Source organism: Spiractinospora alimapuensis (assembly GCF_018437505.1).
In the GTDB taxonomy this organism is placed as follows: Bacteria; Actinomycetota; Actinomycetes; order Streptosporangiales; family Streptosporangiaceae; genus Spiractinospora; species Spiractinospora alimapuensis.
On the sequence record NZ_CP072467.1, the window covers coordinates 2,521,421 to 2,543,304 of the forward strand.

Annotated in this window: 19 protein-coding genes and 1 tRNA gene; 6 read left to right on the forward strand and 14 right to left on the reverse strand. The window is 68.6% G+C overall.

The window, feature by feature from the left end:
- Positions 1-397 precede the first annotated feature (397 nt).
- The 6 genes from thrB to J4H86_RS11535 form a co-directional block, all read right to left on the reverse strand.
- Entirely contained in the window at positions 398-1,339 is a 942-nt protein-coding gene (gene thrB / locus J4H86_RS11510) for a homoserine kinase (protein WP_236543495.1), read from the reverse strand.
- Complete coding sequence (gene thrC, locus J4H86_RS11515) at positions 1,339-2,400, reverse strand: threonine synthase (protein ID WP_236543496.1); 1,062 nt, start codon at positions 2,398-2,400, stop codon at positions 1,339-1,341. Before thrC ends, thrB begins: the two co-directional genes overlap by 1 nt.
- A gap of 1,295 nt (positions 2,401-3,695) precedes the next feature.
- Positions 3,696-4,994 (reverse strand): homoserine dehydrogenase, encoded by a 1,299-nt coding sequence (locus J4H86_RS11520; RefSeq protein WP_236543497.1) that lies wholly within the window; start codon positions 4,992-4,994, stop codon positions 3,696-3,698.
- Between the two features lie 53 nt (positions 4,995-5,047).
- On the reverse strand, positions 5,048-6,433 hold the full coding sequence (gene lysA, locus J4H86_RS11525) for a diaminopimelate decarboxylase (protein ID WP_236543498.1): 1,386 nt from the start codon (positions 6,431-6,433) through the stop codon (positions 5,048-5,050).
- 15 nt (positions 6,434-6,448) lie between these two features.
- Positions 6,449-7,534: a DALR anticodon-binding domain-containing protein gene (locus J4H86_RS11530; protein WP_236543499.1), complete on the reverse strand. Its 1,086-nt coding sequence runs from the start codon at positions 7,532-7,534 to the stop codon at positions 6,449-6,451.
- On the reverse strand, positions 7,531-7,920 hold the full coding sequence (locus J4H86_RS11535; protein WP_236543500.1) for a response regulator transcription factor: 390 nt from the start codon (positions 7,918-7,920) through the stop codon (positions 7,531-7,533). The genes J4H86_RS11530 and J4H86_RS11535 overlap by 4 nt, the downstream gene beginning before the upstream one ends.
- Positions 7,921-8,014: 94 nt before the next feature.
- Between J4H86_RS11535 and J4H86_RS11540 the strand changes: the two genes are divergently transcribed.
- Positions 8,015-8,089: transfer RNA gene (locus J4H86_RS11540), tRNA-Arg, on the forward strand.
- Positions 8,090-8,554: 465 nt separating this feature from the next.
- Positions 8,555-9,007, forward strand: coding sequence for a hypothetical protein (locus tag J4H86_RS11545; protein WP_236543501.1), 453 nt, complete (start codon positions 8,555-8,557; stop codon positions 9,005-9,007).
- 49 nt (positions 9,008-9,056) lie between these two features.
- On the opposite strand, the gene J4H86_RS11550 is transcribed toward J4H86_RS11545, so the two are convergent.
- Positions 9,057-10,247, reverse strand: a complete 1,191-nt coding sequence (locus J4H86_RS11550) for a lycopene cyclase family protein (protein ID WP_236543502.1) — start codon at positions 10,245-10,247, stop codon at positions 9,057-9,059.
- A 54-nt stretch (positions 10,248-10,301) separates the two neighbouring features.
- Between J4H86_RS11550 and J4H86_RS11555 the strand changes: the two genes are divergently transcribed.
- Together J4H86_RS11555 and J4H86_RS11560 are read left to right on the forward strand one after the other, a co-directional pair.
- Positions 10,302-11,042: a class I SAM-dependent methyltransferase gene (locus J4H86_RS11555; protein WP_394356483.1), complete on the forward strand. Its 741-nt coding sequence runs from the start codon at positions 10,302-10,304 to the stop codon at positions 11,040-11,042.
- Complete coding sequence (locus J4H86_RS11560; protein ID WP_236543504.1) at positions 11,039-12,622, forward strand: FAD-dependent oxidoreductase; 1,584 nt, start codon at positions 11,039-11,041, stop codon at positions 12,620-12,622. The genes J4H86_RS11555 and J4H86_RS11560 overlap by 4 nt, the downstream gene beginning before the upstream one ends.
- On the opposite strand, the gene J4H86_RS11565 is transcribed toward J4H86_RS11560, so the two are convergent.
- The 5 genes from J4H86_RS11565 to J4H86_RS27255 all read right to left on the reverse strand — a co-directional run bounded on the left by J4H86_RS11565 (position 12,586) and on the right by J4H86_RS27255 (position 17,335).
- Complete coding sequence (locus J4H86_RS11565) at positions 12,586-13,590, reverse strand: DUF5914 domain-containing protein (RefSeq protein WP_236543505.1); 1,005 nt, start codon at positions 13,588-13,590, stop codon at positions 12,586-12,588. The two genes, J4H86_RS11560 and J4H86_RS11565, sit on opposite strands and share 37 nt — an antisense overlap.
- A gap of 44 nt (positions 13,591-13,634) precedes the next feature.
- Complete coding sequence (locus J4H86_RS11570) at positions 13,635-14,576, reverse strand: phytoene/squalene synthase family protein (protein WP_394356509.1); 942 nt, start codon at positions 14,574-14,576, stop codon at positions 13,635-13,637.
- The gene (gene crtI / locus J4H86_RS11575; protein ID WP_236543507.1) at positions 14,573-16,093 is read right to left on the reverse strand and encodes a phytoene desaturase family protein; all 1,521 of its coding nucleotides are present in this window, start codon (positions 16,091-16,093) and stop codon (positions 14,573-14,575) included. The genes J4H86_RS11570 and crtI overlap by 4 nt, the downstream gene beginning before the upstream one ends.
- 118 nt (positions 16,094-16,211) lie before the next feature.
- Positions 16,212-16,793: a polyprenyl synthetase family protein gene (locus tag J4H86_RS27250; RefSeq protein ID WP_330932520.1), complete on the reverse strand. Its 582-nt coding sequence runs from the start codon at positions 16,791-16,793 to the stop codon at positions 16,212-16,214.
- Positions 16,787-17,335 (reverse strand): polyprenyl synthetase family protein, encoded by a 549-nt coding sequence (locus J4H86_RS27255; protein WP_269134556.1) that lies wholly within the window; start codon positions 17,333-17,335, stop codon positions 16,787-16,789. Before J4H86_RS27255 ends, J4H86_RS27250 begins: the two co-directional genes overlap by 7 nt.
- Before the next feature lie 736 nt (positions 17,336-18,071).
- On the opposite strand from J4H86_RS27255, the gene J4H86_RS11585 reads away from it, so the two are divergent.
- Positions 18,072-18,596, forward strand: a complete 525-nt coding sequence (locus J4H86_RS11585; RefSeq protein ID WP_236543508.1) for a MarR family winged helix-turn-helix transcriptional regulator — start codon at positions 18,072-18,074, stop codon at positions 18,594-18,596.
- Positions 18,597-18,815: 219 nt separating this feature from the next.
- Here J4H86_RS11585 and J4H86_RS11590 read toward each other — a convergent pair whose 3' ends face one another.
- Positions 18,816-20,360: an SDR family oxidoreductase gene (locus J4H86_RS11590; RefSeq protein ID WP_236543509.1), complete on the reverse strand. Its 1,545-nt coding sequence runs from the start codon at positions 20,358-20,360 to the stop codon at positions 18,816-18,818.
- Complete coding sequence (locus tag J4H86_RS11595) at positions 20,353-20,880, reverse strand: DUF4383 domain-containing protein (protein WP_236543510.1); 528 nt, start codon at positions 20,878-20,880, stop codon at positions 20,353-20,355. The genes J4H86_RS11590 and J4H86_RS11595 overlap by 8 nt, the downstream gene beginning before the upstream one ends.
- A 92-nt stretch (positions 20,881-20,972) precedes the next feature.
- On the opposite strand from J4H86_RS11595, the gene J4H86_RS11600 reads away from it, so the two are divergent.
- Complete coding sequence (locus J4H86_RS11600; protein ID WP_236543511.1) at positions 20,973-21,878, forward strand: MerR family transcriptional regulator; 906 nt, start codon at positions 20,973-20,975, stop codon at positions 21,876-21,878.
- Positions 21,879-21,884: the final 6 nt, after the last annotated feature.

Below are 21,884 nucleotides of genomic sequence, written 5' to 3' on the forward strand. Positions count from 1 at the left end.
GCCGAATGGTGGCCAGTCCGGAAATGCGATCCGGCGGGGGCCGGTGCGGTCATGTCCCACGCGGACAAGGCAAACCGTCAGAGGACGGAACCCCATCCATTCGCGGTGGACTCTGGACACGGCCATATGTCAAGGTGACGGGCTCGTCGAGCACTTCGCGGCCCGGTGCATCCGCCAGTCCGCGACCCTCGCGAACGAGGACCGAACCCGCGGTGGCCCGGTGGGCGCCACAACCATGCGTCTCGCATGGCGGCTGCGCACAGCGCTCGGGGAACCGCCGACACGGAAGACGCTGTGGTGGATAAGCACCCGACCCACGATGGGACATCTGGCGCTCCACCAAGACTAACACCACCAGAGCCCACAGCTATTCCTCGAAACAGGTCTGCCGATGAGTCTACGAACGGGAGATACTCACGTTGACGCCCACCGGATCAATCGTCGAGGGGCGTACGTGCCAATGCGTACCCGCCCGCGCGCGGATTGAACCCACTACGGGCACGAAGTTCTCGTCTTCGTTCACGGGGTTCGCCGCGCCCGAATCGGTGAGAACCAGGACGGACGGACCCGCCCCGGAGATCACCGCAGGCAGGCGCTCGTCGTCGCGGAGCGCGTCGAGGAGTTTCGCGGTGTCGGGCATGGCCGACGCGCGGTACCGCTGGTGCAGTCGGTCCTCCGTCGCGTCCCAGAGGACCTCCGGATGGCCGGTCATGGCCGCGGCGAGCAGACCCGCGCGCGCCGCGTTGAACGCGGCGTCGGAATGTGGCACGGCTTCCGGCAACAGCCCGCGGGCCCGCTCCGTCGACAACCGCTCCCCCGCGACACACACGACCGGGCGGATCCGCGGCGACGGATCGAGACGCAGGGCCCGAAAACCCTCCTCGGTCGCCCACGCCTGGGTGAAACCGCCGTAGACACACGGCGCCACGTTGTCCGGGTGGCCCTCCAGGTCCGCCGCGAGGGCGAAGACGTCGTCCCGGTCGGGCGTGTCTCCCTCCTTCGCGAGCAGGGAGAAGCCCGCCGTCACTCCCGCGACGATCGCCGCCGCCGAGGACCCGAGGCCACGCCCGTGCGGAATCCGGTTGTGACACCGCACCTCCGCCGGGACGGGTTGTCGCCCTCGGGACTCGAAGGCCGCGAGCATCGCCCGGACCACGAGATGGGACTCGTCGGCCGGCACCTCACCGGCCCCCTCCCCCTCCACCTCGACCTGGAACCGGCCGCTGGCCGACGCCCGGGCCTCCACCTCGTCGTAGAGGTCGAGGGCGAGCCCGAAGGTGTCGAATCCCGGCCCGAGGTTGGCGCTCGTGGCGGGGACCCGCACCCGCACGGCGGCCATCAGACGAGACCCAGTGCGCCCGCCGCCGCGGCGGCGTCCACCGGAACCACGATCGGCTTGGGCGCACCCGCGATGGCCCAGTCCGGGTCCTTGAGGCCGTTGCCGGTCACCGTGCAGACCACCCGGCTCCCGCGCTCGATGTAGCCCTTCTCCACCGACTGCATCAGACCGGCGACGCTGGCCGCGGAGGCGAGTTCGACGAACACGCCCTCCTCCTGGGCCAGCATCCGGTAGGCGGCGATGATCTGCCGGTCGGTCACGGCGTCGATCCGTCCATCGGACTCCTCGCGCGCCCGCTCGGCCTGCTGCCAGGAGGCGGGGTTACCGATCCGGATCGCGGTGGCGACCGTCCGCGGCTGCAGCACCGGCTCGCCGCTCACCATCGGCGCCGCGCCGCTGGCCTGGAAGCCGAACATGCGGGGGAGCTGACTCCGACCCTGCTCGTGGTACTCCTGGTAGCCCATCCAGTAGGCCGTGATGTTGCCGGCGTTGCCGACGGGGAGACAGTGCACGTCCGGCGCTTCCCCCAGCGCGGCCACGACCTCGAACGACGCGGTCTTCTGTCCCTGCAGCCGGTAGGGGTTCACCGAGTTGACGAGGGCGACCTCGGAGTACTCGGCGGACAGCTTGCGGGCCAGCTCGAGACAGTCGTCGAAGTTTCCGTCAACCTGCAGCAGCTTGGCGCCGTGCACCAGGGCCTGGGCCAGCTTGCCCATCGCGATCTTGCCCTGCGGGACCATCACCGCGCAGGTCATGCCCGCCCGAACGGCGTAGGCCGCGGCACTGGCGCTCGTGTTCCCGGTCGACGCGCAGATGACCGCCTTGGCCCCTGCCTCCGCCGCCTTGGTGATCGCCATCGTCATCCCACGGTCCTTGAACGACCCGGTGGGATTGAGGCCCTCCACCTTGAGGTACACGTCGCACCCCGTATGGGCGGAGACCTGTGGGGCCGGCACCAACGGCGTGTTGCCCTCGAGCAGGGTGACGACTGGGGTGGTCTCCTCGACGGGGAGATGGTCGCGGAACTCCTCGACCACTCCACGCCATGCCCGTACGTTCACGGCGGGCCCTCTCAACGATTTCAACGGAAGGTTCAGATGATCGCGCACGCGGCAGACGACCTGCGTACACGCCTGAAAGTCTAAGACCACGGCAAGCACCCGGCGAACAGGAGAAACAGGACACGGCCCGACAGCACCAAAGGTCACACCGCACGGTTGCGCCGGGACGGCGCGACGCCCTGCCCGGCGGCGCTGCCGCACCCCGATCGCCGTCGTCTTCTCCAGCTTTCTCCAGCGCGGCCCTCCCGAACGAGGTGTGGGACATCCGCGCTCGGTGCGTCCACGCCATGCACCACGCGAGCCCGTCACCGCGACAGTCCCGCCCCCTGGTGGCGGCGCCTTCCGTCCGCGATGTCGTCGATTCGGTCGCGCGTGGCGAGGCGAGATCCGCCCAGGGAGTGTTTTGTGAAGGCTTTCGGGTGGGGGGAGCGCCCGTGGCGCCTACCGGGGCCGCTTCGCGGATTGTGCCCCGCCGGGGTCGAGCTGCGGCTCGCGAGACGGTCCGTGACGGGCACCGTGGTTGGCTGTTCGAAAGGATCGACACAGCGAACGCGATCCTGGCGGCCACGAGCCCCGGCGCCCCCTCACAGCGGTGCAAAAACACGACCCAGGCGCCAGGGCGACAGCACTCCTTGCGGCGGCACTGAATGTGCGCCCTTCCTCGACACGGTGTCTCTCGGAACTGACCGTGGACCACGCGGCCGGGCTGGTCGTCGGTCTGGGCTTCGAAACGGTGGATTGGACGACGTCAAGGGCCTGGTCCACCGCCCCGGCCGTCGCGCTCCGTGGGATTCGGTGGGGCCAGGCATCCACACTGCGGTGGCTCCCTCGCGCGGCGCCGTCCAGCCCGCGTCGGCATGCGGAACTGCCGACGATCCAGACCACCAAGGCGAAGCACCCCTTTGCGCTGGGGCGAGAACGGCGTATGTCGAGTTCGCCCGCGGCGCGGTGGACCTCGAGAAGCGCGGCGCGTTTGGGCGCCCCGGACTCGCGGCCCAGGTTTCCAGGCGGGCCCCGCTTACCATCCGATCACTCCCTACCCATGAGGAACCGGCGGGGCGAGGCACTCACCCGCTGGTGACTCCCTCACAAGGGGCGTCCAGCCCGCGTCGGCGCGCGGCACTGCCGAGGCACCTCGTCACGACAGGCGAGAACGGATGTGTCGAGTTCGTCTGGGGCACGGCGGCCAGCAGGACCGTGTGACGTCCCGATGGTGAGCCAGGTCGCGGGTCTCGCCAGTCGGGTCGGGCGGTCCATCCCCCACCCGGCTTGGCGGGTGGGGGGTGGAGACGCCGCTAGTTGTCGGTTTGGGCTTCGACGCGCATGACGCCGGCCACGGAGCGGACGACGTCGAGGCCGCGGACTCCGCGGACGGTGTTGGATAGCGCCTCGTCCGGGGCTCGGTGGGTGACGATCACGAGCTGGGCGTCGTCCCCGTAGCCCTCCTGGCGCACGTTCTTTATGGAGACACCGTGGTCGGCGAAGGCCTCGGCCACGCGGGCGAGGACTCCGGGACGGTCGGCGACGTCGAGGGCGACGTGGTAGCGCGTCACCGTCTCGCCCATGGGGTGGACGCGCGCGGCCGTGCCGTCGTTCGGGGCGACGTCGCTCGCGTGCACTCCGGCGATCCGGTTGCGGGCCGCGGCGACCAGGTCGCCCAGCACCGCACTGGCCGTCGGGGCGCCACCGGCCCCGGGGCCGTAGAACATGAGCTGCCCCGCGGACTCGGCCTCCACGAACACCGCGTTGTAGGCCTCCTTGACGCTGGCCAGGGGGTGTTCGCGCGGAAGCATGGCCGGGTGCACCCGGACGCCCACCGAGCCGTCGTCCTTGGAGCGTTCGCAGATGGCCAGGAGTTTCACGACGCAGCCCATCGCCTGGGCACTCGCGATCTCGGCCGACGTGACGTCGGAGATCCCCTCGCGGTGCACCTCCGCCGCCGTCACCGGGGTGTGGAACGCGAGCCGGGCGAGGATGGCGGCCTTGGCGGCGGCGTCGAATCCGTCGACGTCGGCCGTGGGGTCGGCCTCGGCGTAACCGAGTGCCTGCGCCTCCTCGAGGGCCTCGGTGAAGCCGGATCCGCGACTGTCCATCCGGTCGAGGATGTAGTTCGTGGTGCCGTTGACGATGCCGAGCACCCGGTGCACCCGGTCACCGGCGAGTGACTCGCGCAGCGGGCGCAACAGCGGAATGGCCCCGGCGACGCTCGCCTCGTAGAAGACGTCGACACCGCTGTTGTAGGCGCCGGTGAGAATTGTCTCGCCGTCCTCGGCCAGCAGTGCCTTGTTCGCCGTGACCACCGACTTTCCGGCCTTGGTCGCGGCGATGATGAGGGAGCGCGCCGGCTCGATCCCGCCGATGACCTCGACCACGATGTCGATGTCCTCGCGTGTGGCCAGACCCATGGCGTCCGTGGTGATGAGGGCGGGGTCGATGCCCGCGCCACGCGTTCGCTCCGGGCGGCGCACCGCGATCCCAGCGATGCGCAACTCCTCTCCCGTGCGCGCTGCGAGCTCGGCCGACTGCTCATTGACCAGCCGGAACACTTCCGATCCCACGACGCCGCATCCGAGCAACGCCACGTTCAATGCCACGGAACCGACTCCTTCTCGAGTTGCGGGGCCTCCCGATGACCGGTGACCGTCTCTCAGCGTACGTCCAGTCGCAACAGGTCATCTTCGGTCTCGCGCCGCATCATGAGCCGCGCGGCACCGTCGCGCACCGCGACCATGGCGGGTCGGGGCAGGTGGTTGTAGTTGTTCGCCATCGAGTAGCAGTACGCGCCGGTGCCGGCCACCGCCACGAGGTCGCCACGATCGATATCGCTGGGGTAGTAGGGGTCACGAACGACGATGTCGCCGCTTTCGCAGTGCTTGCCGACCAGACGGCTCAGCATCGGGGGCGCGTCGCTGGCGCGCGAGGCCAGTACCGTCGTGTAGTCGGCGCCGTACAGGGCGGTGCGGATGTTGTCGCTCATCCCGCCGTCCACGCTGACGTAGGTGCGCAGCCCCTCGACCTCCTTGACCGTGCCGACGTCGTAGATGGTGACGCCGGCCTGGGCCACGATCGCGCGCCCCGGCTCGACCGCGAGGCGGGGCACGGGCAGGTCCCGCGCGGCGCACTCCTGGGACACGATGTCGGTGAGGCGCTTGGCGGTGCTGGCGGTCTCCTGGGGGGTGTCCTCCGGCCGGTAGGCGACGCCGAGCCCGCCTCCCAGATCCAGCTCGGGCAGCACGACGCCGAGCTGCGCGTGAATGGTGGCCAGGAACTCCGTGAGACGGTGGGCCGCCACCTCGAACCCGGCGGTGTCGAAGATCTGGGACCCGATGTGGGAGTGCAGTCCGGTCAGGTTCAGGTGCGGCGCCGCCAGCACGTCGCGCACCGCCCGCATCGCCGCGCCGCTGACCAGCGAGAGCCCGAACTTCTGGTCCTCGTGGGCAGTGGCGACGAACTCGTGGGTGTGCGCCTCCACCCCGGTCGTCACCCGGATCATGACGTCGACGACGCGGTCCCGGTCCGCGGCGATCCGCTCCAGGAGGGCGATCTCGGTCAGCGAGTCGACGATGATCCGGCCCACGCCCGCCTCGACGGCGCGCACGAGCTCGGACTCCGACTTGTTGTTGCCATGCAGCCCCATCCGCTCGGCCGGGAACCCCGACGCGAGCGCGACCGCGAGCTCCCCACCGCTGCACACGTCGAGCCCCAGGCCCTCCTCGGCGACCCAACGGGCGACGGTGGTGTTGAGCAGCGCCTTACCGGCGTAGTACACGTCCGCGCCGGAGAACGCGGCACGGAACTCGCGGGCCCGGGTCCGGAAGTCCTCCTCGTCGACCACGAACAGCGGGGTGCCGAACTCCCGCGCGAGCTTCGCGACGCCCACCCCGCCGATGGTCATCTCACCGGACTCGCGGCGCGCCGTCAGCGGCCAGAGTCGCGGGTCGAGCTGGTTGAGGTCGACGGGAGCGCCTGGCGGGTTCCCTTCGGGGATGAGGTCGGCATGACGTGGACCCGCCGGGTGGGCGTAACGGCTCATGGTGGAGACGGTCCTCTACAGTTCGGTGGGCGCTGGAACACCGAGGAGAAACAGTCCTGTGCCCAGGACCCCGGCCACGGCGAGGCTGAGGTCGAGTCTGGGATCACGGGGCGGGGTGCCTCCGGCTGCCGGCGGATGCGCGGGTGCGGGCGCGGCACTCGCGGTCCTCGTCCACTCACGGTAGGCGGCGGCGAGCTCCTCCAGGTACCTCACCAGGATAGAGGGTCGGCCACGATGGTGAGTGCTTCGCACCGTGCCGGGCCCCTCGAACAGGACCCCGACGGTGTGCGCCGCCGCGGGACATCCCAGCAGCCGTACCGCCTCGACGCTGTCGGGGCGCGCGCCGGGCACGACGCCCATCCCGACGCCCCAGGAGTGCACCGACGTGTGAGCGTGCGCGTGGGCGTAGCGCAGCGCGAACGCGGGGTTCTCGGCGATCTGGCGTTCCCACACTCCGGGGTGGGTGGCGGTGGGGGCGGGTTCGGCGGCGACGCAGCCGGCGATGCGGACGGCGGCCTCCCCGACCACCGCGAGAAGGTCGGCGACGGGGCCACCGCGCGAGGGTTCGTCCAGGTAGGGGTCGCGCCAGCTCCCACCACCGTGGATCGGGTTCACCTGGGTCGGTCCGGTCGGCCCGCAGTAGAGCGTGAGTCGTTCCCGGGCGTCGGCCCGCGCCCACTTCGCTGCCTCATGGAGGGAAGGGGCGTCCTCCAGGGCCCGCCGCGGCCACGGCGCTGGGTCGTCCGGGGAGCCGGCGTCGTGGGCGCCGGGGGCCAGCACGGAGAGGTATTCCCACCCGCGAGAGGCCGACGTCACCACGGCGTACCGGGCGGCGTTGGTCAGCGTGATCTCCACGAAGCCGCCGGGGGTGGGCGCCGCGGCGACGATCGCCGGATCCTCGACGAGGGCCTGGGCGATCCGCCCGGCCAGCCGTTCCGGCGTGGAGCCCGCACGCCCCGCGAGGCGGGTGGGGATCGGGGACACGAAGTCGGCGCCCGACCCGGCCTTGGAACGGCGAACATCGGCTGAAGGGACGTCACCCCCACCACTCGCCCGCCTGGCGGCCGCACCCACCAGCCGCTCCAACGCGTCAGGGGTCACGAATGGTCCAGTTCGCCGGGACCGGCGAGTCGACGCACGATCTGGATCAACTCGGTGGGATCGAACGGCTTGGCGAGAAACGCGTCCACCCCGATCGCCTCCCCCCGCCGTTGGTCGGCCTCCTGGGCCCGCGCGGTGATCAGCAGCACCCGGCCCCGACACCGCGACTCCCCCTCCAGGAGCCGAGTGGCCGTCACCCAGCCGTCCAACCGGGGCATCATGATGTCGAGCGTGATCACATCCGGATCGATCTTGCCGACCTGGTCCAGACAGTCCTCACCGTCCACCGCCGTATGGACCTCGAAGCCCTCCATCTGGAGATTGACGGCGATCAGTTGACGGATCACCTCGTCATCGTCGACCACTAGTACCCGCGCCTCACCCACGTTGCGAGACTAACCCGATGGACCGTGCCACCGCTGGCGTATCGCAAACCGTTCGGAGGAAATCCCCAATACTGCTACAGTGGTGACGCGAAAGGCCCCCTTAGCTCAGGGGATAGAGCACCGGCCTCCGGAGCCGGGTGCGGAGGTTCGAATCCTCCAGGGGGCGCCAATCCGCATCGTGCGGAACCACACTCTGACCAGCGGAGACGTCGAGACGTCCGCTGGTCTTCGTGTTTCAGGTTGTGTCATCGTGAAGCAGGTTTGCCGAGCTGCTGTGGGCCAGTGGTGGACCAAGGCATTTCTGGCAAGCCGGCGGATCGCCGGGCCAAGGCCGCGGCGGGCCCGATGCGCACTCTGCCTCGACTCGCTCCCATAGCTCCCGATACTCCCCGCGTCTGAGGTTGGTATTCGGGAGGGAACTCGGTCGTGGAGACCTCGTCACACCGGTCAACGGATCGGCACCGGGGCGACTGGGCCCGGACAGGCAGTAGGTCTCGCCCACTCGTGGTCCGGGATCGGACGCCCGACGTTCTGCGGTCGATGACACACCGAGTGGCCGCGCGAGGAGATTCACGCCCCATCCCACCTGGTAAGGAAGATCTTGAGGCCCAGACGGGCCGCTGGAGGGGCACCGATGGAAGCGTGGAACGAGGAAGACGCACGGGCCGCCGCGTTCACGGCCATCGAGGAGCACCTCACCGGCCGTCTCGAGGCCGTCCAGAGTGCCGTCTGTCGGGCGCGGCTGTCGAGCGGCGGTGATGACCCTAGCGGGAGAGCTCTGGAAGAGGTGCGCGCACGGGACCTGGCGGCGTGGCAGGAGCAGGGGTATCTCAGCCATCTCAACGCCGCGGCCGTGGCCGGCCGGTACTACGAACGACGGATCTCCCAGGCCGCCCGTGCGCTCCAAAAGGAACGCGCGCGGACCGGTAGCCGCAAGGCACGTCTTCTCTCTGAATTCCACCGGCTCCGCCACGAACGCGCGGCGGTTCACGCGTGGCTCGTAGCACATGGATGGGACCCCGACTTGGAACGCGTCGCCGCGGGCGACGACTGGGAGGTCGCGGGGCACTGCTGGATGTCGGGCTGACGCTGGCGTCGATCCTGGTCGGGGCTTTGTGGCCTCTGGCGGTGGCCGATCAACTCCGACCGGGTGGAAGCACGCCCACGAGCGCGCGTTCCAGCGTCGTGATCGACATCGTGAGTAGTGGGGTGGTCATGCCCATGGCGAATTCGCGTCGTGGAGCGGAGTGTCCGTCAAGGAAGTCCAGGACATCACGCATGTCGTTGCGGGCGAAGAGTCGGGCGAAGAATTCGGCCCCGGACAGACGCCCGGTGTCCAGGGCACGGAGGAGAATCGCGTCCATGGCCCGGTGCCGCCTGTGGTGCGGGAGCGGTGGGACGGGTGTACGCCCCTGCTCCAGATGGCGCATCACCGAGTCGACCTGACGCTGGATCCCACTGAACGTGTATCCGGTGGACGGCCGGGTGGCCCCGCCGGCCGCTCCGATGCGAAAGGTCCGTCGGCCGGTGCGGGGACTGAAGGCTCCGTCCGTCATGGGGATGACTCCCTGCTCCGTCCTGACGAGTGTGAGGCCCTTCAGGCCAAGCACTTCTTCGGTGTACTGACGCAGTGCCCGGTCGTAGCCGCCGTCATCGAGAACCTCCCGGGTGAACTCGGTGTACTCCACCAGGGCTTCGCGCGCGGAGAGTGGAAGCACGTAGCCGAAGGCGACGCCGTTTCGGGGCTGTGGGGTTCGAAAGTCCATCAGCAGCGCGGAATCGGCGTCGAAGACGTCCGTGTCGGCGCGAACGAACCAGCCACGAAAGTGCTGCAATAGGGTGGTGTGCGCGCGGGGCGGTGAGGCCAGGGGACGCGAGTCGAACGCCCACCGGGCCTCCAGTTCGAGCGGTTGACCGTCGGGGCGTTCCGCGGACACCGTGGCGTTGTCCGCGCCGTCGTCGATGTCCGTGACCGTCGCCGTATAAAGGTCGACTCCGGCTCCGAGCCGGGAGTGGACATACGCCTCGAAATCCCGGGAACGCAGCATCTTGTAGGACTGGGGCGAGATCCCCCGTGTGTACCTCTCGCCGGGGTGGGAGATGACCGTCAGTGTGTCCCATCGCGCCGCCAGAATGCCGTCCCACGGCCCGACGCCCCGCTCCCAAAAGCACCACGTCCGGTCCTTGGAGCGCGGCGCACCGGCGGGAGGCTCGACGAGGGCGATTCGGGGTGTCCCAACGCCGGGAAGGACCACACTGGACGCTCTGTGTGCCAACGTCAAACCGGCCGCGCCGGCTCCGACGATGACAAGGTCGTATCGCCCCATGCCGGCTAGCATGTCATGTGGCCTTCCTCAGAGTCGTTCGAGTCGTGGGGGAAAATGACACGCTCCGTGCGCGCCATGAAGACCGGACCAGTCACCGAGGAGTTCGACCACGCAGCCGCCTCTTATGACCGACTCGTGGGCGCCAATCCGGGATATCACCGACATCTGCGCGTTTCCGCGCGCCGCCTGCGGCTCGCACAGGGAGGAACGGGGCAAAGGATCCTGGATGTGGGCTGCGGTACGGGCGCGTCCACGGCGGCCCTCGCCAGGGTGTTTCCCCGGGCGGAGATCATCGGGGTGGAAGTCTCGCTCGGCATGCTCTCCCGGGCTCGAGAGAAGCCATGGCCGACGCGCGTCCGTTTTCTGCACGCGCGTGCCGAGGAGCTCACGCCCGAGGACCTGGACGGGCCGGTGGACGCGATCCTCGCCGCCTACCTGATCCGCAACTGCCCCGATCCCGACGAGACGCTGGCCACCATGTGCGGACTGCTCCCTCCAGGAGGAAGGATGGCGCTCCATGAGTACTCCGTCGCTGACGACGCCATGGCCCGCGCGGTGTGGACCGCTGTCAGTTGGGGTGTCATCATCCCGCTCGGCCGCGCCGTCACCGGCCGTTCGGACCTGTATCGCTACCTCTGGCGAAGTGTCCTGGACTTCGACGGCGCCGCTCGCCTGCGCCTCCGTATGAGATCCGTGGGCCTGGAGAACGTGCGCACCGTCGCTCTGGGCGGGTGGCAGCGCGGTATCGTGCACACGTTTCTCGGCCGGACTCCTGTCGGGCGTCGCGCCTCGTGACGATCACCCCATGCGATCCTCTCGCCGAGACGATCGCACCGCCCGCTCCTCGTGGCCCTCGCCCAGCGCTTCCACCACGTGCGGCGGTCGTGGGTGGGGGGATCGCCGGCATGGCCGCGGCCACGGCACTGTGTGAGCGCGGAGTGCACGTCACCGTCTTCGAGCGCGAATCGAGCCTGGGTGGACGACTCCAGGGCTGGCCCACTGTACTCAACGACGGTTCGGCGGCGACGATGAGCCGCGGTTTCCACGCGTTCTTCCGTCAGTACTACAACCTGCGCGGGTTGCTGACCCGGCTCGATCCCGACCTCGGCATGCTGAGCCCGCTGGCGGACTATCCGCTCGTGCACGCCAACGGCCCGCACGACAGTTTCGCCGGCCTTCCTTCCTCGCCGCCATTCAACGCGTTCGCGCTCGCGGCGCGCAGCCGGAGCTTTCCCGCGCGTGAACTGGTCCGCGTCAACATTCCCGCGGCGGCGCAACTCCTGGATGTCGACGTCCCCGGCGTGTACGACCGGTTGGACCACTGGGACGCGCTCACGCTCCTGGACACCATCCGTTTTCCACCGGCGGCGCGGCACCTCGCCTTCGAGGTCTTCTCCCGGAGCTTCTTCGCCGATCCGAGTCAGCTTTCCGCGGCGGAGCTCGCGATCATGTTCCACCTCTACTTTCTGGGTTCGAGCGAGGGTCTTCTCTTCGACGTCGCCAACGCGCCCTTCCCCCAGGCGCTGTGGGACCCGTGGGTGGAGTACCTGACCCGATCCGGCGCGATCGTGCGGACGTCGACCCGGGTCTCGCGTCTTGTCTCGGGAGAACGGCATCGTTTCGCCGTGCACACGGTGAGCGGTCGGCGCGCGAGTGCCGAGGAGTTCGACGCCGTAGTGGTGGCCACAGATCTTCCCGGCCTGCGCACCCTCACCGACTCCTCGCCAGGCCTGGGGGCCGAGGAGTGGCGTCAGCGGGTCCGTGACTCGCCCAGCGCGCCCCCCTTCCTAGTGAGCCGCCTGTGGCTTGACCGACGGGTACGGTCCGACAGGCCGGGGTTCCTCGGCACCGCTGGCTATCGCACCCTCGACAACGTCAGCGTGTTGGAGCGCTTCGAGGACGAGGCCGCGCGGTGGGCCGATCGCAACGGTGGTTCGGTGGTGGAGCTGCACGCCTACGCGTTGCCCGAACAGTGCGACGAGCGAGGCGAGCGTGAACGTCTGATCAGCCAGCTATGGCGGGTTTTCCCGGAGACCGAGCACGCGACGATCGTAGATCAACGCCATGAGCTACGCGCTGACTGCGCGCTCTTCCCTCCAGGGGGATACGAGCGTCGACTCACCCCGACCAGCCCGGATCCCCACCTGGTCGTGGCGGGTGACCACGTTCGGGTTGACCTGCCGGTGGCCCTGATGGAGCGGGCGGCCACCAGCGGGCTCATGGCCGCGAACGAGTTGCTCTCCGGTTGGGGATTCCCCGGACACCCACTGTGGAGTGTGCCGCGCCAAGGACGGTTGGCACCGATGAGGAGGTTCGCCCGGTGGGGCCGTAGCCTCGGTCAGCCCGGCCAATGGCCGGAGGCTCGCAGGGCGTAGCGTCGTTCGGCGTATGCGAGGTCGTCGCGCCACAGCCGGCGCGCGGCCGCGCGCATGAAGGGGCGAACCACTGGTGCCACTCTGCTGGCCACGGAGAAGCCGGTGCGAGGCGAGGTGGCGATCGTCGCCTCGATGACCGCCGTGGAGGGGACGCCATCGCGCACACCCAACGGGGTCGCGTGGGTCTCCACGATGCTCCCGCTCCCTTCACCCTCGATGATGTGCATGACCACGGTTCGGGGCTCGGGACAGCTGAACGCGGCCCGCACCGGGACGCCCCACCATCCGGCGACCTTGAACGCCACCTCGACGACCATCCGGTCCGGCTCGGGTTCGGCGTCCGACGCGGTTTCGATGACCCGCAGACCCACGAAGGAGTACGGGTGGAACCAGGAGCCGTGCCAGGGGTCGAGACGGTTGGCCACGACGTCCTCGGGTTCGCAGCGTCCCGCCAGTGTCGCGACCGCTGTGAGGGTGGTCGACGAGCGAGGTCGTTCCGGGAGGACCGGCTGGGGCAGTGGCTCCTCTCCCCCGGCCTGATCCAGTCGGACCCACGCCAACGTCCCGTCGTCATGGGTGGGGAAGGGCTGCCAACCGGGAAAGCCGTGTGCGCCGAGAGCCAGACCGTGCCAGCGGCAGATCACCTTGCCCTCCCGAACGGCGCCGCGGCAGAGGGGTGCCCCGAGGTGAGGACACGCGCCCGGTGCCGCGTGGAGGTGCCCGTCCTCGTCTCGCCAGGCCACGATCTCGGTACCGGCGATCACCCGCCCGAAAGGACGGTCCGGACGTATCTCCGCGCTGGAGGCGAAGACGAACCAGTTGCCGGAGGGGCGGGCCAAGGCGCGCTTGAGCGCCGATCCGATCACGGCTGGGGAGGCCGCACTCCAGGTGGGACTCTGGCGACTCCAGGGGGTTGTGGGCAGGGTACGCAGTGGAAACCAACGCGGGTGGGGATCGGGCATTGACACGGGTTCCGTCCTTCGTTGTGTCGGAAGCTGGTGTTCGTCCGCGGCTAGGCGATGGCCAGACGCGTCGCGAGGGCCCTGCTCAGCGCGGGGAGTGCTATGCGCAGCCGGCGAGAACGCGCGACACGGTGCCGCCCCGACCACACGTCGTAGTCGGCCGTCTCGATCTCGTCCAAGATGCCCTCATACAACCGCAACGCCGTCTCCACGCAGAGGCGTGCCACCGGGGCCAACATGGCGCATCCCGGTTCGGCTTCACGGTAGATCTCGCGATTCAGCGCGCTCAGTTCGGCGAGCGCTCGGCGCACCCGAGGGTCCTGCGTTCCGGTATGGCGGCATCTGAGAAGCAGGTCGCGGTCGACACCGTGTCGATCGAGCACGTCGGCGGGCAGGTAGATCCGTCCACGGTCGAGGTCTCCGGCCACGTCGCGCAGGAAGTTGGTCAGTTGGAAGGCCACCCCAAGGGCCGCCGCGTGCGGTTCCGCCTCGGCGCGCGGCACGACTGTTCCGAGGACCGGCAGGACCTGCAGACCTATCACCGCCGCAGACCCGTGCATGTAATCGAGGAGCTCGTCGTAGTTCGCGTAGTCGGTCACAGTGAGGTCGGTACGCATGGACCTCATGAAGGCGATGAAGTACTCGTGGGCGATGGCGTAACGGCGGACCGTGTCGACCAGGGCCCGTACCGGTGCCGCTCGCGCGTGTCCACCGGAGAGAGCGGCACGTAAATCCCGCTCGACGGCGTCCAGAACAGCGGCTCTCTCCTCGGGCGGGCATTCGGGTGGGGCCTCGTCGACCATGTCGTCGACCCAGCGCGCGAACCCGTACAGGGCGTGCACGGCGGGGCGCCGCGCCGCGGGAAGCACCCTGGTCGCGAGGTAATAGGTCCGCCCGTGGCGCGCGTGCAAGGCGCGGCTGCACGCGTAGTCCCGACGTAGCGCCACCCCGGTGATCCCCGCGGCGTCCAGTTCGGAGACGGTGCCCATCAGGATGTTCCCTTCCGCGCGACCGCTTCTCCCGCGATGCGGGCGGCGGCGAGTTTCCCGGACAGCAGCGCCGTGGGTAGGCCCACTCCTGGAGTGGTTCCGCACCCGGCCAGGACGGCGTTCTCGGCGCTGGAGACGGTGTTGCCGGGGCGGAACGGTCCGGTCTGGGCCAGGGTGTGGGAGGTGGCGAAGGGGGTGCCGAACGCCATGCCTCTGCGCGACCAGTCCAGTGGCGTGTCCAGGCGTTCGGTCACGATGGCGGACCCGAATCCGGTGAAACCTCGTCGCTCCAGGGTCCGCACCAGTGCGTCGCGGTAGGTGGTGGCGGTGCGTTCCCAGTCGACGGATCCGACCCGGAGGTTGGGGCAGGGAGCGAGAACGGAGTAGAGATCGTGTCCTTGCGGCGCTAAAGCGCTGTCGGTGACCGTGGGACGGGTGACCAGCAAAGATGGGTCGCTCATCGTCGTTCCGCGCTGGAGGATCTCGTCGAAGGTCCGCTCCCAGGCGGCACCGAACGAGATGGTGTGGTGTGGGGTATCCGGCCAATCGCGGTCCACCCCCGCGTGAAGGACCACCGCCGACGGGGAGAAGCGCAGGGGCACCGGCCGCCACGGCATTCGCCCCAGCAGGCGGTAGGCCATGGGCAGGTCGAGTGTCAGCACCACTGCGTCACAGTTCAGATGTGCCCCTTCGGCGGTGCGAACGCCGGTGACGCGATCACCACGGCGCACCAGGCGGTGAACCTCCTGGTCGTAGTGGATGGTGCCACCCGCGTCCAGCACGGCGCCGGCGAGGGCGTCGCCTAGGGCCCGCATGCCGCCCTTCGGGAAGTACACGCCCGCGACGGTGTCCATGTAGGCGATGACCGCGTACGCGGCCAACGCCTGCTGTGGAGCGACGCCGGCGTAGAGCGCCTGGAAGGAGAAGATGCGGCGCAGTCGCTCGTCGGAGACGAAGCGTCCGACGACTGACGCGAGCCGGCCGAAGCCCCCCATGGCCGCGAGTCGGGCGAGTTCGGGCGTGAGCAGTTGGAGCGGCGAATCGAAGTTCGCGTCGATGAAGGAGCGTATCTGCAGTCGGTACAGGCGGCTCAACCAGTCACGCAGCTTCAGATAGCCGTTGGCGTCACGGGGGCCGACCGTTCGGGCGATCTCCTCGGCCATGGCGGAGGCGTCCGTATGCACGTCGATGGTAGAACCGTCGGCGAACCGAGCCTGGTATGCGGGATCGATCCGCACCAGGTCGAGGCGAGCCTCGAGGGAGTCGCCCACGGCGGCCAGCGCCTCGTCGATCAACTCCGGCATTGTCAGCACGGTTGGTCCCGTGTCCAGGTGAAACCCGTCGATGTCGTCGCGTCCGGCGCGTCCGCCCGGGTGGTGCTCACGCTCGACCACGGTCACGGACCGTCCCGCACCCAACAGGTGCAGTGCCGCGGCGAGCCCTGCGACTCCGGCACCAACGATGACGATGTCGTCGGTACGCCCCGGAATGGTCCGTGGTCCTGTCCTGGCGGCCCTCATGAGTTCCCTTCCTCATCTCTGGGCGTACTTCCCCCGACCCTGGGCTGGCTCTGGGCCCCTTGGCGCGTCTGGTGTGGCGTGCCATCGTCTTCCCGCGCGGGTGGGTGCACGGGCCTGTTCACCGTGTTCGGCTCGTCGCCAGGTCAGCCAACCGGCTGAGTTCCTGGCGTGCCGACGCCGCGATGGGTGTGGTCGCGAGAGACCGCTTCGCCTCCTGGATGAGGCTGTACAGCCGGCGTTCGACGTCATCCTTCGCTCCGAGTTCCACCAGCAGGTCGGCGACGACGCGGACGTCCACGTCGGTGAGTCCCGGTTCACCGATGGCCGCGCGCAGTGTCGCCACCGCCGCTGGACCGCCCCGTTCTCGCGCGCTGCGCAGGCCCAACGCGAGGATCAGTGGGCGTTTGCCTTCGCGGAGGTCGCCCCCGCGTGGCTTGCCGGTCCGCTCAGGGTCGCCGTACAGATCGAGTAGGTCGTCGCGCAGCTGGTACGCACAGCCGATCGCCGTGCCGTAGGTACGCAGCCCTGACGTGACCTGGTCGCTGGCCCCGGCCAGGCTCGCACCGAGGTGGAGTGGGCGTTCAACGCTGTAGGCGGCCGTCTTCAGCTGGTTCACACGCACCGGGGTAGATGCCGCCTCGTCACCGCGGGCTTGGGAGTTGAGATCCATGAACTGCCCTACGACCATCTCCGTCAGCATCCCTCGCCAGGGAACCCGGGCGCGCTCCCGCGCGTCGGGGCACTGGGCGAGCGCGTCGGCGAACAGGTCCTCCGCCCAGACCAGTGGAGGTCGGCGGTGAGTACGGCGATGTTGGATCCGTACCTTCTCGGGTCGCCGAGCCAGGCTCCCATCTCGTGGTCGGTCGTGAACTCCCGGTGCAGCGCCGGGCGCCCCCGACGCAGGGCCGAACGATCCATCACGTCGTCCTGGATCAGGGCGAACGCTTGGATGAGTTCGAGGGCGGATGCGGCGCGCAAAGCGGCCGTCGCCTCAACGCCGCTCTCGGATCCTCCTGCGGAGCGCCACCCCCACCAGGCGAAGATGGGCCGCGTCCTCTTGCCTCCACCGAGAACGAATGCGGTCAATCGACCAAGCACCTCGTCGGTAAAGGCCGCGTCCAAGCCTGAGGCCTCGTCGCTTCGGCGGGCCATGAACTCCCGCAGGTGCTGAGTCACGGCGTCGCGTAGTGGCTCGTCGATCAGTGTGCTGGCAGTGGACTCTGTGTCATCGCTGAGCGTCATCAGTGGGCCGCCTTCGAGCCGCGTCGCGTCCTCTCCTTGGTCATGGATGTGTGGTAACTCCGTTCGCTCGATACTTCTCTCTAAAATCGAGATTACAGTAATACATGATTCTCGATTTTCAAGGCTTTAGCGAGGAGCATCGGCCGGCCGCACGCGAACCATCACCGACGACCGAGTTCACGAAGCGCCCGTCGGCAGAAGGGACGCTCTCGCCGCCAACCCCACGGGAGGCGGCGACACACTCCTCGTCCGCGTCCCTCGCCCACCCGGATCGTCGTCCACAGTCCCTCCCCGTCACGACCGAGGCGCGGAGGACGACAACCGACGCGCGAATTCATCGATACGCATAATCACAACAAGGCCGCAGGTTATCGCCGGTGGGTTTTCCCTCCCCGTTGACACGCCGAAAGCGGGAACGCCAGATCGCGGAGTCAGATAGATCCAGTGTGTTGAGGTTCATCGTCAAATCGTCGAACACGGATCGAGATCGCCATCGTGATCACCGAATCCGAGTCGATCACCATCTCACCCTCGGGCCACGGGAACACCATGCCCCTTCCTGAAGTCCATCGTGTTCACGCCACGAATTCCTTGCGATAGGCCGAACCCGTGCTGATTCGGTCAAACGAAAGCGACAGGTTTCCAGCTTTCACCGCCAAGCGTTGACTCACTCACCGATAGCGGACGACCAAGCTGGCCAGTGGGAAGCCCGCGGCAGCCCAGTACGATTGGATCCATGGAGAACCCAGGTGGCACCGACCATAGAGATGGACCGGGCGCCCTGGCACCTCAACGCCACAGCGATCGAGCTGACCTGTACCGGGCCATCCAACGGGACGGCCAACGTCTGTCCATGGGCCTGATCCATTACCTCCACGCGGCCGCCGACCACGCCGAACTCAACCCGACCGACTACCAGTGTCTGCTACTGCTCCGGTTCGGGGGGCCACTCAGCCCCAGCGAGATCTCCCAGCGCCTGCGACTCGCGAGTGGGTCGACAACCGTGGTCATCGACCGACTGGAGACCCGAGGGCTGGTCTTCCGAACATCCCACCCCGATGACCGCCGCAAGCGGATCGTCAAGTGCGTTGATGACCTAAGGGGTGCCACGGGGGCGGGGGGTACCGGAATGCGCGAGGCGATGACAGCCCTCCACGATCGCTACAGCGACGCGGAACTCGCGACCATCTCTGGCTGGCTACACCAACTGAGCGAGGTTCTCCTTTCGATGAACGGCGGTCCCCCGGAACCGCGCGACTGACCCAGGCCATATCGCCCCGATCACCTCGTGGGTTTCCATCGGGGGGCACGAACGAGGCGGGCGCGGAGGTTCCCGTTGGACCGAAGGTCCAACGGGACTGTGTCGAACACACCACAACCGGCGGCCCTCCTGAGAACGAACACTTCTTCCCTTTGACCCGAGAATTGCGTCTTTGGACGTCCAAACCACATGCCCCCTTATCCGCGACGATGTGTCGGTTTAGTTGACATCATCATTCGGCGGAGGGTCGTGGATATCCATCCTCTCCAGCCGCTCGGCCTGCTTCGAGATCCCACGAACCATGGAGCCGAAAACCACCCCGTGCAGCGGAGTCACCACTGCCCAATACAAGTGCCCCAGTAGCCCGATGGGACGAAAGAGCGCGCGCTGTCGGTACACGCTTGTGTTTGGCCCCTCATCAGCGGGGTGATCCCGCTCGACGCGCAACTCCAGCCACGCACGACCTGGAAGGCGCATTTCGGCTCGAAGACGAAGCAGCTCGCCAGGAATGACCTCCTCCACCCGCCAGAAGTCCACCGAGTCGCCCACCCTGAGATAGCGGCGGTCACGTCGGCCTCTGTGCGCCCCGACCCCGCCCACCGCCAGGTCGATCCACCCCCGCGCGGCCCAGGCCAGCGGCCAGGAGTACCACCCGTTCTCGCCACCGATCGCCTCGACGACGCGCCAGAGGTTCATCGCTCGAGCGACAACGCGCTGAGAGCGCTCATCCACGTATGTGCTGCCACCGGACCAGTCCGGGTCGCCGGGAAGCGGGTCTGAGGGCAGCGCCGGCCCGGTCGCCGAGGACCAGCGCGTGTCCACCTGGGCCTCGCTCGTACGGCGGATCGCCAACTCGACCGCACGGTCGAAACCGAGCTCGCCGCCAGGACTGAGATCGTCCGCCTCCTGGTCGTGGGCATTTCCCACGACCGCGTCGTGACGTAGCGACTCCACAAGTGGCCGCGCCACCTTGGGTGGCACCGGCGTCACCAGACCCACCCACATACTCGACAAACCCGGCGAGAGCATCGGAAGGGGAATGATCAAGCGCGGACGGAGGCCCGCGATCCGCGCGTAACGACGCACCATGTCGGCGTAGGTGAGCACGTCCGGCCCCCCGATGTCGATGATGCGGTTGGTTCCCTCGGGGAGGCTGTCGGCCCGTATGAGGAGCCTCAACACGTCGCGGATCGCGATCGGCTGCACCCGACTGCGCACCCAGCGCGGCGTGGTCATCACCGGTAGCCGTTCGGTCAGGTACCGCAGCATTTCGAAGGACGCGGAGCCCGAGCCGATGATGACCGCGGCGCGCAAGACCACCGCGGGCACCTCGCCCCTGAGGAACACCGCGCCAACCTCGGAACGTGACGCCATGTGCGCGGAGAGACGCGCCCTCCCCGGAGCGAGACCACCGAGGTAGACGATCCGCTCGATACCCGCGTCCGCGGCGGCACGGGCGAAGGCGCTCGCTCCCTCGAGGTCACGATCACCGAAACCCGCCCCTCCGCCCATGGAGTGCACCAGGTAGTAGGCGACGCGCACGCCGGAAAGCGCCTCCTTCAGCCCCGCACCGGAAACGACGTCGCCCCGCGCCACCTCGACCTGGGGCCGCCAGGGATGATCGCGGAGCTTCTCCGGAGAACGGGCCATGCAGCGCACCTGATACCCCGCGTCCAGCAGCTCGGGGACCAGGCGCCCCCCGATGTACCCTGTCGCCCCGGTGACTAGGACGAGGCGCCGTGTCTCAGTGCCCGGGTCAGCCATGACGGAACGTGGTCGCCCGAACGGTCCAGCGGGGCTTCCCGACGAGGCCAGGTGGTGTCTTCTGCCGCTCGCGATGCCTGCGGAACGGGTTGTCCTCCGGCAGACCACCACTGAAACGTCCGTCCATGCCGCAATACATGATGGCCAGGCCGACGACGAAACTGCAGATCACGTTCGGCATCGAGAACGCGAAGACGTTGTGGTTCGTGTTCATCAGCACGAGGTGGACGAAGCCGCTCCCCACGAATGCGACACCCACCAGAAGACTGACTGTCGAAGCGAACTTCCCCCCGATGACAGACGCGCCGACGAGTAGTGACCCAACAGCGAGCGAGATGAAGCTGAGTGCTCCATTCGTGGCCACCCCGGCGATCACCTCACCTTGGGTGTCGAACAACGGCAATCTTGTCACCAGCCCAGCGCCCCCGAACCCGACCAACACGAGACCAGTCATCGCCGCGCCGAAGCGATAGACCAGATCCAGCCTTCGGTCCGGCGGCCGCACCCTGTCCAGATCCATGGCTCTCCCCCCTTGGAACCCAGTGGCTAGACTCTCTCGACGCAAGCCCCAGAACAAGTCGCATCGACTCCGCATCGTTTTGGAGAGGCGCCATGCTCACGCCCGCGGCGACCGCCCGCCTGTTGGGCGTCGCGCCCACCACACTGCGCAGCTGGGATCGGCGATACGGTATCGGGCCTGATCAACGCAGCTCGGGAGGACACCGCCGCTACTCTTCATCTGACATCGAGCGGCTACGTGAGCTGTGTCGATTGGTGGCCGAGGGAATGCCACCCGCTCTTGCGGCCCGGCAGGTCCGGGACGCCCCCGGGGACGACAGTCTCGTGCCACGGGTCCGAGGGCACCGCCCAGGCGGGAACACCCTTCCGTTGGCGACGGCCTCGTCCACGTTGCAGGGAGTGGCGCGAGCCGCCATGCGCATGGACTCCGACCTCGTCGAGCGTCGACTCCAGGAGGCGATGACCGAGCACGGAACCGTAAGAACGTGGGAAGAGATCGCCCAACCCCTCCTCTACGGAATGGGACGAAAGTGGCAGGACACTCGGCGTTATGTTGAGGTCGAGCACCTGCTCTCCTGGTCGATCTCCACGGTTCTTCGTAGAGTGCCGAGCCCCTCGGAGAAGGTCGACGCGCGTGAGAGGCCCGTCGTCCTCGCATGCGTCCCCGACGAGATGCACTGTTTACCGGTCGAAGCCCTGGCGGCCGCCCTGCGCGAGGTCGGCACCCCACACCGCGTCTTGGGGCAGTGCACTCCGACCGACGCGATCGTGCACACCGTGGACCGCCTGCGGCCGCGCGCGGTCCTGCTCTGGTGCCAAACGCCCCGCGCGCCAGCCGGCTCGTGCCTGCTCGCCACCGTGCGAGCGGCCGCCCGCACCACGCAGACGACACAGGTGCACAGGGCTGGCCTCGGATGGCACGGCGTGGACCCCACGCTGTTCGGTGACAGTGCGCCGCACTCGTCGCTCACCAGCGCGTTCATGGCTCTTCGGAGCTGACCGCCT